The organism is Alteromonas sp. Cnat3-28, assembly GCF_022348265.1.
GTDB lineage: Bacteria > Pseudomonadota > Gammaproteobacteria > Enterobacterales > Alteromonadaceae > Alteromonas > Alteromonas macleodii.
In genome coordinates this window covers 40,502-56,358 of sequence record NZ_JAKREY010000013.1, presented here as the reverse complement: position 1 = coordinate 56,358, position 15,857 = coordinate 40,502, and the positions used below count along the sequence as shown (strand labels likewise).

General features: G+C 45.4%; 12 protein-coding genes. 3 read left to right on the top strand and 9 right to left on the bottom strand.

Translation table 11 applies throughout. From position 1 onward, the window contains the following. Positions 1-230: 230 nt before the first annotated feature. The 4 genes from MHM87_RS13945 to MHM87_RS13930 form a co-directional block, all read right to left on the bottom strand. On the bottom strand, positions 231-3,278 hold the full coding sequence (locus MHM87_RS13945) for an efflux RND transporter permease subunit (protein WP_239259673.1): 3,048 nt from the start codon (positions 3,276-3,278) through the stop codon (positions 231-233). 3 nt (positions 3,279-3,281) lie between these two features. Beyond that, positions 3,282-4,415: an efflux RND transporter periplasmic adaptor subunit gene (locus MHM87_RS13940; protein ID WP_239259671.1), complete on the bottom strand. Its 1,134-nt coding sequence runs from the start codon at positions 4,413-4,415 to the stop codon at positions 3,282-3,284. A 266-nt stretch (positions 4,416-4,681) separates the two neighbouring features. Continuing rightward, positions 4,682-6,619 (bottom strand): monovalent cation:proton antiporter-2 (CPA2) family protein, encoded by a 1,938-nt coding sequence (locus MHM87_RS13935; RefSeq protein ID WP_239259669.1) that lies wholly within the window; start codon positions 6,617-6,619, stop codon positions 4,682-4,684. Between the two features lies 1 nt (position 6,620). Beyond that, on the bottom strand, positions 6,621-7,271 hold the full coding sequence (locus MHM87_RS13930; protein WP_239259667.1) for an NAD(P)H-dependent oxidoreductase: 651 nt from the start codon (positions 7,269-7,271) through the stop codon (positions 6,621-6,623). Between the two features lie 554 nt (positions 7,272-7,825). On the opposite strand from MHM87_RS13930, the gene MHM87_RS13925 reads away from it, so the two are divergent. After that, a complete protein-coding gene (locus MHM87_RS13925; RefSeq protein ID WP_239259665.1) occupies positions 7,826-8,320 on the top strand; it encodes an acyloxyacyl hydrolase in 495 nt (164 codons plus the stop codon). 89 nt (positions 8,321-8,409) lie between these two features. Here the strand turns inward: MHM87_RS13925 and MHM87_RS13920 are convergent, their stop codons facing one another. Genes MHM87_RS13920 through MHM87_RS13910 form a run of 3 tightly spaced genes read right to left on the bottom strand, consistent with a single transcriptional unit; the run spans position 8,410 to position 11,952 of the window. Beyond that, positions 8,410-9,159: a hypothetical protein gene (locus MHM87_RS13920; protein ID WP_239259663.1), complete on the bottom strand. Its 750-nt coding sequence runs from the start codon at positions 9,157-9,159 to the stop codon at positions 8,410-8,412. A 7-nt stretch (positions 9,160-9,166) separates the two neighbouring features. Beyond that, positions 9,167-11,464, bottom strand: a complete 2,298-nt coding sequence (locus MHM87_RS13915) for a molybdopterin cofactor-binding domain-containing protein (RefSeq protein ID WP_239259661.1) — start codon at positions 11,462-11,464, stop codon at positions 9,167-9,169. Beyond that, positions 11,461-11,952, bottom strand: a complete 492-nt coding sequence (locus MHM87_RS13910) for a (2Fe-2S)-binding protein (RefSeq protein ID WP_239259719.1) — start codon at positions 11,950-11,952, stop codon at positions 11,461-11,463. Before MHM87_RS13910 ends, MHM87_RS13915 begins: the two co-directional genes overlap by 4 nt. A gap of 311 nt (positions 11,953-12,263) precedes the next feature. Here MHM87_RS13910 and MHM87_RS13905 point away from each other — a divergent pair, with 311 nt between their 5' ends. Beyond that, positions 12,264-12,623: a helix-turn-helix domain-containing protein gene (locus MHM87_RS13905; protein WP_239259659.1), complete on the top strand. Its 360-nt coding sequence runs from the start codon at positions 12,264-12,266 to the stop codon at positions 12,621-12,623. A gap of 49 nt (positions 12,624-12,672) precedes the next feature. Here the strand turns inward: MHM87_RS13905 and MHM87_RS13900 are convergent, their stop codons facing one another. Continuing rightward, on the bottom strand, positions 12,673-12,948 hold the full coding sequence (locus MHM87_RS13900) for an antibiotic biosynthesis monooxygenase (protein WP_014949064.1): 276 nt from the start codon (positions 12,946-12,948) through the stop codon (positions 12,673-12,675). Between the two features lie 293 nt (positions 12,949-13,241). On the opposite strand from MHM87_RS13900, the gene MHM87_RS13895 reads away from it, so the two are divergent. Continuing rightward, positions 13,242-14,519, top strand: coding sequence for a diguanylate cyclase (locus tag MHM87_RS13895; protein WP_239259657.1), 1,278 nt, complete (start codon positions 13,242-13,244; stop codon positions 14,517-14,519). 43 nt (positions 14,520-14,562) lie between these two features. On the opposite strand, the gene MHM87_RS13890 is transcribed toward MHM87_RS13895, so the two are convergent. Then, entirely contained in the window at positions 14,563-15,822 is a 1,260-nt protein-coding gene (locus MHM87_RS13890) for a urate hydroxylase PuuD (RefSeq protein ID WP_239259655.1), read from the bottom strand. Positions 15,823-15,857: the final 35 nt, after the last annotated feature.

Sequence of the window (15,857 nt, the reverse complement as noted above, 5' to 3'; positions counted from 1 at the left end):
ATAAAAAAGTATACTGCACAGTGTAGTTTACCCATAATAAACTTATTTTGTTAAAAGTAAACTGGTGGGTGTAGTTTTTGTTGAGAAGGATAGATTGCAGCTAAGCGATAGTATGCAGCCAGCATGAGTAGACTCTCCTCATGCTGGCTGTTAACAATATTAGGTCCGCACCGTTTTTGCGCTACCTACACGAACTAGCGCACAACTAATTGAATTTGTAGTGCGTACTTTTATTCTGACTTTATACCGTGGTACGTACAGTGCAGCACAGGCAATATGAGCAGTGTAAGTACGGTGGCAACGGTCAGACCAAATACAATAACAACTGCCATTGACGCGAAGAACGCATCAGAAAACAGCGGGATCATACCCAGTATGGTGGTGATGGCTGCCATTGAAACGGGACGTACACGAGATACTGACGCGGCTACTACGGCATCGAATGCGCCACTGTTACCCTTTGCCTGTACGTTTATTTCTTCCATTAATACGATTCCGTTTTTAAGCACCATACCAATAAGGCTTAAGCTGCCGAGCAGCGCCATGAACGTAAAGGGTGCACCAACTAGCACCAACCCGCCAATAATGCCGATAGTGGTGAGTGGAATTACGCCCCATATCGCTAACGCCTGACGAAGCTTGCCAAACAGCAAAACGGTGATAATGAACATACCTAATATACCAATAGGCATACTTGCAAATAGGGCGCTTTGCGCGTCTGTTGAGGTCTCGTATTCGCCGCCCCATTCAATATGGTAGCCATCAGGCAGTTGAAGCTCTTCTACAAGAGGGCGAACTTTAGCTTGCACGCTCGCAGCCGTCTCACCGGATAAAGGCATGGGCTCTGCATAAACCGCCAGCATCCGCACCCGGTTGCGGCGTTTGATGATAGGGTTATCAAGCGATACATCCACATTGCTGATAACATCAGCCATGCTTATATATTTACCTTGCTCTTGGCTCCATACGTTGAGTGAGGCGAGGTTATCTATGTCATAGCGCTGGTTTGGATCGTTGCGCATGACAATAGGTATTAAATCGCTACCTTCGCGGTAAAGGCCCACAGTCTCACCTTCATTGTTCAGTAAAAATGCGGTGTGAACGGCATCTCGCGTTACGCCGATACGCCTGGCTTGTTCTTCCAGAAACACAGGTTCAACAAATGGGACTTTGTTGCTCCACGACAAGCGAACGCTGTCCATGGTTTTCTCTGCTTGAAATATCGCTTCAATGTCGCTGCTTATCTCACGCAAAACTTCAGGCTCTGGTCCGTAGATTCGCGCTTCAATTGCCGCTTTTGCAGAAGGGCCTACTTGAAGTGCTTTTACCTTGTATTGCACATTAGGGAAGTCTTCTCGCACCAGCTCGATAATTTCTCGCATACGAGCATCACGAGACTCAACCGTATCAGTTTCAACGATAAGCTGACCATAACTGGCGTATCTGTCTTCTGGCGCATAGGTGAGGGTAAGGCGCTGTGCTCCACCGCCAATAACGCTTGTTACGTTGGCAATATTCTCCATGCCTAACACGTTGTCTTCTAAGCGACGAATAGACTGCTCGGTGGTTAAGATGTCGCTACCTTCAGGCAACCACAAATCGACGAAAAACAGCGGTGTGGATGAATCTGGGAAAAATGCATTTTTTACGAATTTACCTGACGCCATGCTGCCTACTAATGCAACAAGTACCAGTACAATTGTCACGTAACGATGATTGATAGCAGCAGTAAGCACACGCTTGTATACCGTAAAAATAATGCCCTTATATGGGTCGTCATCTTCGTCATTAGCACCGCGCTCTTTTTCAGTTTTAAACAGTAAGTCGAAAAAGAAGGGGGTAATGGTAAGTGCGGTGATCCAACTTAAGAAAAGCGAAAAGCACAGTACCCAGAAGAGGGAGCCGACGAATTCACCTGTGGCATCTGGCGATAGACCAATTGGCGCAAAAGCGGTGATGGCAATCACAGTCGCGCCAAGCAGCGGCAACCCATTTTGCGACACCACGTCTTTTGCCGCCTGAAGCTTGGTTTGTCCTTTTCTCACACCAATTAGCATGCCTTCGGTGACCACGATGGCGTTGTCGACCAACATGCCAAGAGCAATAATAAGCGCACCCAAGGAGATTTTTTGCAACTCAATGCCTTTTACCGACATCAATATAAAAGTGCCAAGAATGGTAAGCACAAGAATGAGCCCCATCAGAACGCCACTGCGCCAGCCCATGAAAAGTAGCAGCACGAAAATAACGATGGCCACGGCTTCAACAAGGTTGATAAGAAAGCCAGTTACAGAATCGTCGACCACTGTGGGCTGGTTGTAAACGGTATCCAGCGTCATACCTAGGGGCATACGCTGCTCTAGCTCGGCAATTTTGCTATCAAGCCGTTTACCTACATCAACTACATTTACCGCCGACGCGAACGACACACCAATTGACAGAGCCGGCGTGCCAGAACTGTGATAAAGGATTGAAGGTGTATCGTTAAGCTTGCGCTCAATAGTCGCAATATCTGTTAAGCGAATAAGGCCGCTTGCCGGTGAGCCAATCACCACCTGACCTAACGCTTCTAGGTTATCAAATTCGCCAGTGGGCTGTATGGACAGGCGCTTGCCCTGAACCTTAATCGAACCCGCGTTGCCCACTACATTTTGTGCGGTTAAAAGGCCAGCAATGGATTCTGCAGAAACATTAAGGGTTTTCATTTTATCGTGATCTAACGACACAATAATCTGTTCATTAACGGTACCGGCAATCGACACCTTTTTTACACCGTCAACAAGCTGAATCTCTCGCTGCATTAAATCTGCAAAGTCTTCCATTTGCTTAAGGGAGTGGTCTTCGCTTTTAAGAGTAAGCAGCAGGCCAAAAACGTCACCAAAGTCATCATTCACAATCGAGGTGCTGGTGCCAGGTGGCAGCGATGCTTGTGCATCGCCCACTTTACGGCGCAAGTTGTCCCAGTATTGCTCTAGGTCCTTGGCCTGGACACTGCTTTTAAGCTCAACGGTAATTTGCGATAACCCAACCATGTTTACTGAGCTAATTCGTTTCACATTGGGTATACGCTGAATCGCCTTTTCAAGCTGCAGCGTAACTTCTTCCTCAACTTGCTCAGGCGTTGCCCCTGGGTATTGAGTAATAACCAGAGCATTTCTAATGGTGAATTCGGGAAACTCTAGCTGACCTAAGCCAAGAAAAGTCACAATGCCGCCAACACCCAAGATGATGGCGACCATCCAGCTAATTACTTTTTGACGAAAAAAATACTCGACCATGGCTTATAGGCCCCCTTCTTTCGTCCACTCCGTAACAGCTTGGCCTTCTTTTACAAGATGAGCTCCAGCAGCAACGATTTTATCATCGTCGTTTAGCGGGCCTTCAACTAACAGACCGTTGGAAATACCGCGCGTAATCATCACTTCTACTGCTTCTACGGTGCCCTTCGTCGCGTCGCTATCACTGGGTTTAAAACGCCATACAATCGCTTTGTCTGGATCTGCATTGTCGGTAACCACCGCACCAAAAGGCACTAGCCAAAGTTTTGCGTTAGACTCAATGAGTTTCGACATATCAAGTAATACGGTGGCGCTCATGCCCGCTAGAACATTGATGTCGTCTGGTTCTGGCAGAGTAATTGTTACCTCATAGCTAAGCTCGCCTTGTCGCGTGGTGCTTTCGTGATCCTTATACATGGCCGCGTAACGTTTATCTGGCATACCTGAAAAGCTCACCCATGCCATTTCAGATGTTCGATTTTCACGGGCTCGTGAGCGATCAATCATACGCATTTTTTGCTCTGGCAATTGAAACGTAACGTCGATTGCACCCGGCATATGAAGCTCGGCAATGGTTTGCTGCGGTACAATGACTTGGTAATTTTCAACAGGAACAGACGCAATAAGCCCCGCAAACGGTGCGCGAAGCTCCGTATAGCTTAGCTGGTCCTGTGCGTTGGTCAGACTGGCTTTAGCGGCTAAAAAATTGGCTTTCGCTTCATCAAAAGTAGAGCGGCTTACCGCGCCTTTTTCAACGGAAGCCTCCATACGTTCAAACATAGCCGATGACACGTCAAACTGAGACTGGGCGGTGGCTAACTGTGCTTTCGCGTCTCTATCATCAAGTCTAGCGATAAGTTGGTTCTCTTTAACTTCTTCACCTGCTTTTACTTTAAGCTCTTGAAGCTTTCCACCAATGCGAAACGAAAGGTTGGAATATTCAGCTGCTTCAACTTGCCCCGGGAATTTTGCAATGGTCTCGTCTGAGTGCTGAACGCTATAGAGGGTTACCGGTGTTGAAGATACAGCTTTAGGAGGAGTAGGTGGGTCTTCACAGGCACTTAAGCCAGCAAGTGCAGTAAATACCATCACAGTGCGCAGGGCTAAGCCGTGAAAGAGACTTTTTTCAGACAACATGGTAACTCTCCATTTAAATAGACCACTTTTTATTCCCACTAAGGCAATGAGTTATCTTGTACAAGGCGTGTGTCAACTTCTGAACTTGAAAGATAAAAAGCCAATATACGACAAGTTTGATATACATACAGGTTATAGTGCTTTTTTCCCTTTTCGATCAGCTTTTTGTTTATTTTTACAAGGCGATAGTACGCTATCGCCCATGAACATTCGTGGGTGTCCGGTCACTATAAGACAATTACCCTCTCGAAATGCCGCTGGCTAGCTCACAATTCACCCTTATCAGGTTTCTCATCGGGCGCGAGTATTTCAGCATAGCCTTTCGGTGGTGGCGTCCAGCCACGCATTTTCGAATGCTTGTCGTGTAAATCTGCTTTTAGCGCATTTTCGATTAGCGACTCAAGTTCAATAAAGAGTTTTAGATAATTATTGTCTACTCGTTCTCCTCTGGCCTCAGCTGCCCACGCGTGATACAGCACATCGTTTTGCTGAGCCTCAATATTTTTATACGCCATTTTTTGTCGCTCAACTTGGAAAGGGTGAATATTGAGTGAGCGAAGTGCCTCTGCACCCATTTCAAGAGCGCTGTGGTACGTTTCAGATACCACAAAATCTGCGCCCAACTGGCGCAAGCGATACCCGTGGCCGCGGTCAAAGGCACGCGCAAGCACTTTAATGTTAGGAAAGGCGTGCTTGGCGTATTTCACCATTTCGGCAGCGGTTTCTCTATCGTCTATAGCAATAACTAATAACGATGCTTCATGGGCGCCAGCAGTATGCAAAATGTCTGGTTTGGATGCATCGCCAAAATAGGCTTTGGTGCCAATTTGTCTGATAAGGTCTATTTGCTCAGAGCGAATATCAAGCACATCGGTATTAACACCGTTGGCTACTAAAAGACGGTTAATGATTTGTCCAAAGCGCCCAATTCCAGCAATAACGACTGTGCCTTTCTCGTCAATCTCATCTTCAGCTCGCTGTGATTTCGCATTTTTGTAGCGAGGAATGATGGCCTTGTCGAAAAGAATAAAAAGTCCTGGCGTAAGGAACATTGAAATGGCAACAACAAGCGAGAGAACAGAAATAATGTCGCTGGGCAGCACATAGTTTTGCGAGGCAAAACTCAACAGCACAAAGCCAAATTCACCCGCCTGAGCAAGGCTCAGTGTGAACAGCCATTTGTTAGTGCCTTTTATTTTAAAAATTAAGGCGATGATAAACAGCACAATGGCTTTCACAAGCATAACAGCTACGGTTAGCCCCGCTATTAGCATTGGGCTCTCACTAAGCACAGAAAAGTTTATGCCTGCGCCTACCGTTATAAAAAAGAGGCCTAACAATAAGCCTTTAAACGGCTCGATGTTTGCTTCAAGTTCATGCCTGAATTCACTGTTTGCCAAAACTACACCAGCCAAGAATGCACCTAGGGCGGGAGACAGACCTACAAGTCCCATTAGTGCTGCAATTCCTATAATGAGCATGAGCGCAGTGGTGGTAAAAATTTCCCGTAAACCCGATGCAGCAACAAACTTAAATAAAGGGCGACTTAAGTAGTGTCCTCCGATAGTTAAAAAGGCAATTGAGCTAATGATCACAAGACCTGAAGCCCAAGGGGCAAGCCCTTCAACTAAATTAAAGCTATCGTGTGACCCTGTGTCGGCGCCATGTGCATTTCCTGCTTCGATCAGTTCGGGTATGGCAAGGAGGGGTATAAGTGCAAGCATGGGAATAACCGCGATATCCTGAAACAGCAAAACGGAAAATGCACTTTTACCGCCTTCTGTTTTTTGCAGCCCTTTTTCTTGTAGTGTTTGTAAAACGATGGCGGTTGAAGAAAGGGCGAATATAAAGCCTACTGTAAGGGCAATGCTAAAAGGCTGACCAAGCAATATGGCTACGCCTGCGATAAGGGCGGTGGTTAACGCTAATTGAAGGCCGCCTAATCCCATAAGTTTTGACTTCATCGCCCACAACGAGCGAGGCTCTAGTTCCAGTCCAACTAAAAACAGCATCATGACTACGCCGAATTCAGCAAAATGCTGAATGGCAACAACTTCGTCACCAACAAGGCCGAATATCGGGCCAATCACTAGCCCTGCTATTAAATAGCCTAGTACAGACCCTAATCCAAGACGCTTCGCAATTGGCACTGCAATTACAGCGGCGGCAAGATAGATAAATGCACATAAGAAATAGCTAGTCACGTTACTCTCCTTGCGACGTACAAAGGTCAGCGAGATTCTCGATGCGCTTTGCTTTTTCTAGATTCAGGGTGTTAGTGGTCAATTTGTTTAGCAAGGTTGTCCACTTACCTCTATGTTCAACAATGCGATGCTCTTCTCGCGCAGTACGAGAGCCAAAGATCGCAAAAGGAGCAATGTAGGTCATGTGCGTGACCTGAGCCATTTGCTCTAAAGGCTGGAGTAGTTGCCTGATGGTGTAATAATTATAGCTATCAGTTTGATAGGCTTCTTCCTTACCGCCTGCACTTAATGCGCAAAGAAACAATTTATCTTTAAGTGCAGTGCCATCTTGCCCATAGGCAAAACCATATTCCAACACTAAATCTTGCCACTCTTTCAGGATTGAAGGTGTGGAATACCAGTAAAGTGGAAACATAAAAACAACGACATCGTGGTCGATTAAACGCTGCTGCTCCCGTTCAATATCAATATTGAAATCTGGATACTCTGCATACAAGTCAACAGCAGTAACGTGTTTATTCATTTTTGCTTCGTGAAAAAGCGGCACATTTACTTCTGAACGGTTTTGCGAGGGGTGGGCAAAGAGAACCAGTACTTTCTTACTTTTCTTGGTGCTCTCTACATTGCTTTCAATGATGTTCTCGTCGGTCATACATTTCTACTCAGTGTTACAGCCTGCTCTCGTTGAGTTATAAGGAGCCGTTGATTTTTGATGCGCAAAAGCACAGCAAATGTCAAAAGACCCTAGGTTATTCATTAATTCAATCTGTACGTTTAGTACAAATAAGAATGTGTTTTTCCTCAAAGTTATAAGGTTACTAATATTTATTAGGTTGAAAAAAGTAACCTGATTACCATTATGTACTCACGTATAAAAACAGCTTCAAATAGAAGCGTCGACGGAACACTATTTTTAACTTTTGATTAGGGCCTGTTGACCTTTGATGTACAAATTTTGGTCTAGATGGAAGCCTTTTAATCGCGAAACAGTCCTGCAAGCCTAGTGGGCTAAGTTAAAGGACTGTAACAAAGAGTAAAAGGCTTCCATGACGACCCCTTTGGGCAGCGCCTGTGTGCCACCTATACTGCGTTGAATGTTTTCGATTTAGAACCACTAGACCGTCAAACATTCGTCTTGTCTAGATGGCACACAGACCGCTGCAAAATTGTACAGCAAAGGTCAGCAGGCCCTAGGACAGTATAAACATGAAAACACCAGTAAAAACACTAGCACTTGCATTATCTTTAATTTCTCCCTTTGTTTCTCTTTCTACTGAAGCCCTGCCGCAAGGAAGTGAACTTAAAGCTGGGGCTGCGGTATGGAACTTGTTTGATGACGCAGACCGTTACGCGCTGCACGTCGCCTACATCCATAAACCGCTGGACTCGTTTTACGGTTTACGACCTACTGTACTTCTGGTAAATGCGGACCAAGGCCATCATTACTTCGCAGCGGGTGTGGCAAAAGATGTCTACAAATACAATGACTTTTCAGTACGCGTTGCTTTTCACGCGGGAATTGTTGATGAATCTGAAGATTTAGGCGACAACATTGAGTTCTATTCATCACTTTCCGCACTCTACAATTTCTCTGAATCTTTTTCGCTAGAGGCTGAAATTGGCCACATTTCTAACGGTGGGCTAGGGGACACAAACCCTGGTTCAGAATCGTTTGTATTGAGCGCTCACTACCATTTCTAATCTCGTCTAAACAAGCTTTGCCTACTTCGTTCGTTGAACAGCCCGCTTAAAACGCGGGCTGTTCAATTTTGCACAAAGACGCTTTTAACTTAACTTTCTGTCGGGCAAGGTGCGCCGCCGTTAATCCATACAGACATTGCTTTAGTAAACTGTGCATGTGTCCCAGGAGCAGGTGTTCTGCCTGGGCCGGGACTCCATGCCCATCTCACTAATGGATCGTCATTGACATGATGTTCAAATTCTTTTTTGAACGTCTTCATGTCATCTCTTCCGCCACGTTGAACAAGAAAAGAGTTTAGCTGTGGGTTCAACCAATTACTGCATAGCTGAGAAGGCGTAATGTCGTCGGCAATAATCATTGTCGGAGGTGGCATATGCCAAACAAAGCCAGGCATTAGGTCGTTTGCGGCGCCAGGCGGTCGACCTGGCTCTTGTGCATTTTCATCCTGGTGACATCCACGGCAGTTTACAGGGTGCGTTTCGCCAACTTGAACAAACTTTCCGTCTTGAACAGCCATTTTAAGGTTGTTTAAAGAGGTAATGTTCATCGGGTGAGGAACTTTGTTGTCGCCCACTGTTGGACGGTGAGCACCGTCCTCAATAACACCGTGGCAGTTTACACACCGTGGATGCGTTGCTACATCGAACAAATAATTAAATGCAGTCGTTGGGTTAGGATCTTGCTGATAAGCTTCAAAAGCAGGTGTTGAATTAGCTGCTTTCGACGTGCTAGCGGTCAAATTACTATGATCGCTATCGTCATTCTTGTTTGCAATACACCCGCTTAGCGCGAGCACAGAAAGAGCACTAATTAATAGGGTTGGTTTCAATCTCATCATACTGTCCTTATGCTTTCAATGCTGCAGTCACGTGCTGCGCGAGCATAGGCAAATGACGCAGTCTTACACCAATCGCTTGGTATACTGCATTGCCGATAGCAGGGGCTACACCAATAACGCCAGGTTCACCAAGACCAACTGGGAATTCATCGCTCTCTACCAGTTCAATGTCCATTTCTGGTACATCGTTCATGCGTAAAGGAAGATAAGTATGTAGGTTGGTTTTCGCGACTTGACCATTTTTTATTTCATTGTGTTCAAATAAGGCCAAGCTGAGCCCCCACAACAGTGAACCTTCAAGCTGCGCCATGGCGCCATCTGGGTGAATAACAATACCGGCATCCGATACTACCCAAAGTTTCTTAACGGTTATTTTTCCTGTGCGCTTATTAACGTGGACATGTGCAGCGGTGGCTAGCCACGCTGGCATTGTACGTTCTTGCCCTGCTGTCACGCTATAACCAATGCCTTCGTCAGCGCCAAGTTTAATATTTGCGGTCTTTTTCTTAAGAATTTCAAGAGTATTGGCAAGTCGTTTGCCTCCGCCCACACTTTCTGGCGCTTTGCCTCCTTGTTTACCTTTACCGTCTAACATCGCAAGCCTGAAGTCGACAGGGTCTTTGTTGGCTTTAATGGCAGCTTCGTCAATAAACGATTCTAAGCCCCATACAATCCAACCTTGACCTACCGAACGCAGCCAGCCTGGTGTGAAAGTATCTTGCGCGACCTTGTTATTAACAACGCGAGCACGGTGATGTGACATGGTGTACCAGTGATCGGCTCCCGACGCTGAGAACATGTCTACTTTGCCCTTGCCATCAACGCCAGGTACAAGAAAATCTGGCGCCATGTGTAAGGTTGGCCAACCGGCAGCGAGTGCATGTTCCATTCCTGTGAATTCACCATTTTCGTCAAACGATGCGTTAAACAATGATGTTGATGCAGAGCGAGGTTGGTCAAACAGGGCATCGTCTGGGCGCATAAATACCAGTTTTACTGGTTGACCTGCCGCCTTAGCAGTAAGTAAAGCTGGAATAACCCAGTCACCGAAAAGACGGCGTCCAAAACCACCACCTAGGTAGTATTGATGCATAACGACTTCGTCATCCGACACTTCAGCAGCTTTGGCTACGGCCGGCAGCGTCAGTCCTTGCCACTGGTTGCCTGTATGGATGTGCCATTTACCTTCTTTGAATTCCGCAATAGCGTTCAACGGTTCTAGTTGGAAGTGACTCGCCGTAGAGGTTGTATATATCGCTTCAATAGTAGAGGCAGCATTAGCCTGTGCTTTAACTACGTCGCCTTCGTCAACAAAGACAGTGCCTTCATTGCGGTCACGTACAATTCTTTCGCCTTCTTTTTGTATATCAGCTTCAGAAACATTAGCGGTTTTACCGGCGTTATAGCTGACTTTTACCATATCAACAGCTTTAATCGCGGTGGGGTAGTCTGTAGCCAATACAGTGACCCAGCCTTCGATGGTACCGCTTGGATCGGTAAGCACTTTATAACCTTTATATCCCGGAAGACTCTTAGCCTTACTGTCGTCGACATTCGTTACTGTACTGCCATAACGCGTTGGCGGCAGAATGGGGCGTGCATAAAGCATGTTTTCCACTTCAACATCAATACCGTATACCGCAGTACCGTTAGTTTTAGGCGGAATGTCGAGAGCCTTGTAGTCTGCATTAACGCCAATAAGGTGGCGTTTTTTACCCGGCTTAATCGGCAGTTCCGCAAGCTCATCTGCACTGAATGTTTTGTCTACTTTGCCATTCGCTACGATATCGCCATAGCTAATTTTCTTGTTACCTGAGATAACAAAGCCTTTTTCTGCCTTACAACTATCGACAGGCACGCCAAGTAGCTTCGCACCTGCAGCAGTTAACACCATGCGGCCAGCGGCGCCCGCCTGAGAAATAGGCTTGTAAGTATGGAAAATTGACCAAGAGCCGCCTGTTATCATGTAGCCCCATTTAGGGTCTGTATCAACATGCACAATAGACACTTTCTCCCAGTCGCACTCAAGCTCATCAGCCAAGATTCTAGCGATTGGCGTGCCGATATGCTGACCCATTTCCGCTTTGGCTATGTTGACGGTCACGTTGCCATCTGTATCCATCTCAAACCAAACATTTGGAGAAAACTGTTTAGTTTTAATACTTTCTTTCGCCGACAGCAGGGATGGAATAGCGGCAGCACCAAATGCCATGAATAAAGACGTTTTCACTGATCCCACCATGAAAGAACGGCGAGATAAGTTGATCATATCTTTCTTTTCTTGTGAGATATTTTTCATGCTCATGCGCTTTCCCCTTCTGATGAAGCGGTTGGATCAAAGTATTGAACGGAAGACGTTGCAGCGCGCTTAATCGCCTTTTTTATGCGCGGGTAAGCCATACAGCGACAATAATTGGTGCTCATGTGATTAACGATATCTTGGTCGCTTGGGTTTGGATTTCTGTCTAGCAATGTCGCCGCCTGCATGATTTGACCCGACTGGCAATAGCCACACTGAGGAACCTGTTCTTCAACCCAGGCAGATTGCAAGGGATGCGCGTTGTTGAAGCTTTCAATAGTGTTTACGTTCTTACCTTTAACTAACGAAACGGGATAGGAGCAAGAGCGAATAGCGTTATCATCAATATGTACCGTGCATGCGCCACACATCGCTACACCGCACCCAAACTTGGTACCTTTTAATCCAAACTCATCGCGTATTACCCAAACAAGAGGCGTATCAGATGCAGCATCTGTCTGCACTTTTTTTCCATTTAACGTAAATTCAATCATGGTTTGTGTCACCGTGAAGTTAATGTTTAATATGCTCTCGCCAAGGCGCTGCACTTGGTTTGAACGGTCTGTTTTGCCTGTTTCAATTGATATTATTAAATATCTGGCTGCGTTGGCTCTCCCTTTAATGGCTCTCCCTTTAATGACTCTCACTCCATAGACGCACCAAATGAACCTTTCGAATTGGAGTTAGACTAATAACTAAAGGTATACTAGAGGCCAAACTTGCTTATGTAGTCTATTTTAGTTACCTTGTTCAAACAAACAATTAGTATACTTTTAGTAACTAGGTGGCTTTTTTAGGAAAATAGATGAGAAGTGAAATAAAAACAGACGCTAAGGGTAGAAAAACCGTTCTAGATACTTGTACAGAGCCTTGTGCTATAGAGCGTGGAATGCGCCTAATTGGTGGAAAGTGGACGGGTTCTATTATTTATCATCTCAAAGATGAGCCTGTTAGATTTAACGACCTGTGTAGAATGCTTGGCGGCGCCAGCCGGAAGATGGTCGATCAGCGCCTTAAAGAGCTGGAAAACAACGGTATGGTGATCCGCAACGTTATCGACTCTCGTCCAATTGCGGTTGCTTATAGTCTCACCGAGTTTGGGCGCTCAGCGCTAGATATTCTTGAACAGCTAAGAGTCTGGTCTGAAAACCACACGAATGATTAAATACCGCTAGCGGTGAGCATTTATCTCACCGCATTTGCTTTATAAAGAGCTAGACCGACACTAGCGGTAATCGAAGTACTTTTTCAACAAGCTCTCCTGCTTTTTCTTGGAAACCGACAAAGTGTTCAGTAGCTTCATGAGCATCAAGGGCATCCTGAGATTGCCATTTCTCCGTAATAACAAACACACCCTCTTCACTTGCATGTAGGTCATACATCACTGCGCCGACTTCTTCTCGGCTTGATTTAACCAAGGGTAACAATGCGTCTAAAAGTGCATCTTGTTGGTTTGGTTGAGAATAGATTACGACTGAAAACTCGATCATTTTACTGTCCTATTGAGAAAAAACGCTAACATAGGCAACTAACGGAGTAATGGTTAGCGTTTAAAGCTGACTAGCAACTTTTTTCAGGTGAAAAGCAATCTCCACCATCAAATGCCTTTTACCGCTATGTCGCAGTTAGACGCTATCTAAGCCTTTTTCTTAGATGCATTTTTTAGCGAATGAAAAAAGTTAATCTATAATGATTTATACTAAAGTATAAAAGGGTGCTCATTATCCTTTGAGTGCCACCTCTTGAGGCGACGGAATGCAATTACCGAACGGGGCGATGCCCTATGTTTGAAAAAACTTTTCACTTTTGTCCTGTTGGGCTCGCTCACGTAAGCGTGGATGGAAGCTTTATACGTGTAAATAAGCGACTGTGTGATTTTTTAGGATATTCTGATGAAGAACTAACGACGTTAACCTTTCAAGAATTAACTGCGCCAGATTATCTTGATGAAGATCTAAGTTACGTAGAGCGCCTGATGGCAGGTGATATCGATGACTATGCGATTGAAAAGCGATATGTAAGGCGCGATGGCGAGCAAGTTTGGGCGAAGTTAACAGTGTCTTTAGTAAGAGATCAGCGCGGCAACCCAGACTATTTTATTTCTATTGTGGAAGATATCGACGAGAAAAAGCGCATCCAGTCTGAGCTCTTTCAAGTTGATGCCTTGTTTAGCAAAATTGTTAGCGCATTTTCTGATAGAACATTTATATGGGTGGCGACGCCAGACTTGTCTAAACTGCAATACGTTAACGATGGCTATTCAAACATATTCGGTCGCAACGAGTACGAACTTTACTGTAACCCTATGAGCTTTATTGATCATGTACATGAAGATGATAAAGCACGGGTGTTAAAACTGTTCAGTCAACGCCCTTTGCAGAATTGGGATATTCAATATCGTATATACGACTCGAAAGGCGAAGTGAAGTACCTTCACGATCGCGGAAGCTTGATATTTGACGACCGTGAAATGCAGTCGCTTATCTTAGGTACAGCCGACGACATAACAAGAGAGAAAACGCAACAAAAAGCTCTGATGAGCGCCGTCACTAAATTAGAGCACCTGTCGAAAACCGACTCGCTCACTGGACTTGCCAATAGGAGAGAGATATTTAGCCAGTTAAGTGACGAAATTTCTCGTATGGATCGTGGCCAACAAACGTCAACGCTTGTTTATATAGACTTAAACAAATTCAAAGAAATTAACGATAAATACGGTCACAAGGTAGGAGACAAGGCGCTTGTTGAGTTCTCTGAAAGAATGAGTGGTTTGCTTCGTGATAGTGATAGATTCGGTCGTATTGGCGGAGATGAATTTGTGATCCTGCTCTATGGCACGGGTGAAAAGGAAACGGAAGCTTTTTTCAATAGGGTTGCCCAAAGCGGCTTTGAAGTTAATGTAGATGGCAATAAGGTAGTACCAATTGGCTTCAGTGTGGGCTGGATTGAGTGGAGCGAAGGGATTGAAACCGTGCAGGAGTGGCTAGATAAGGCCGATGAGGTAATGTACGGAAAAAAGCGTTATCAACAAGTTTTAACCGCGATTGATAAAGCGATGTAGATAGCTATTTCTGAGACTCGATATCTACATCGCTTTCGCCATTTTATTGTTGTCTTTGAGCGAACCAGCGCGCTATTTCCTGACGCTCTTTGTCTGTCATTTTTGTCTTATTTAAAAATGGCATGTCTTTGGTCACAGTGGTTCTTCGAACCACTTGTGGCGCAAACCTTTCAATATCTTCCCATGTATCTAATACTACGCCTAAAGGCGCGACTTTAAAGATATCGTCGGTTGGCGTGCGCGAGTGGCAATCCACACAATGGGTTGTAATTAAGCTTACTACTCGCTCATTGCTTACTTCAGAACTCGCTTGGGCGACTGCATTGTTAGCCGTTACTTTTTTACCTACTTCATCGACAAGGCTCACATCTTCATGTCCTTCATTCGATGTATGTGATGGCGACTGTGGCCATGACACCCATAGGGCGATTGCTAGCATGGCGACTGCGCCAGACACTAAAATACCAGGTTTAGTGGTGCCTACATGACGCAAGTTAAAGAAATGACGTATCCAAGCGGCAGCGGCCATTATCGCAATCAGTACCAGCCAATTTTGCGGGTGTTGATACGTCATGGGGTAATGATTTGAAATCATGATAAACAGCAGAGGCAGCGTAAAGTAGTTATTGTGTACCGAACGCAATTTAGCGCTCGCACCCCAAGTAGGATCAATATCTTTCTTATCGGCTACAGCTGCTACCATTTTGCGCTGGTTCGGCATGATGTTGAAAAAGACATTCCCTGCCATGATAGTGCCAATAAGCGCACCAACGTGAATATAGGCACCGCGACCGCTAAACCACTGGGTAGACAGGTAGCTGACAATACAAACAAGCGCGACTAATCCAATACCGAAGGCAAGTGGATATTTTGCCAATGGGCTGCGACAAGCAAATTCGTATAAGCCTAGTCCGCCAAAGATTAACCCTAAACCTAAAGATATTGCCGTGGTCGGTGACATGGCGTTTACCGAAGGGTCGATAAGATAAGCGCTAGCACCAAAGTAATAAACAATTATGAGTAGTGCGAAGCCCGATAACCACGTGGTATAGGCTTCCCACTTAAACCAGTGCAGTGTTTCTGGCATTTTCTCTGGGCCATAGGCGTATTTTGCGACCTCATAAAAGCCGCCACCGTGAATAGCCCATAAGTCGCCTTTGATACCTTTATCCTGCTTCCATTTAGGTGGCGTGCGTAGATTGTTATCCAACCAAATGAAGTAAAACGACGCGCCAATCCACGCTACACCCGCTACAACGTGGAACCAACGTACAAATAAACTTATCCAATCTAGCCACGGCATTATTGTTCTCCTTATTTAGGGCCCAAAGGCCCTAC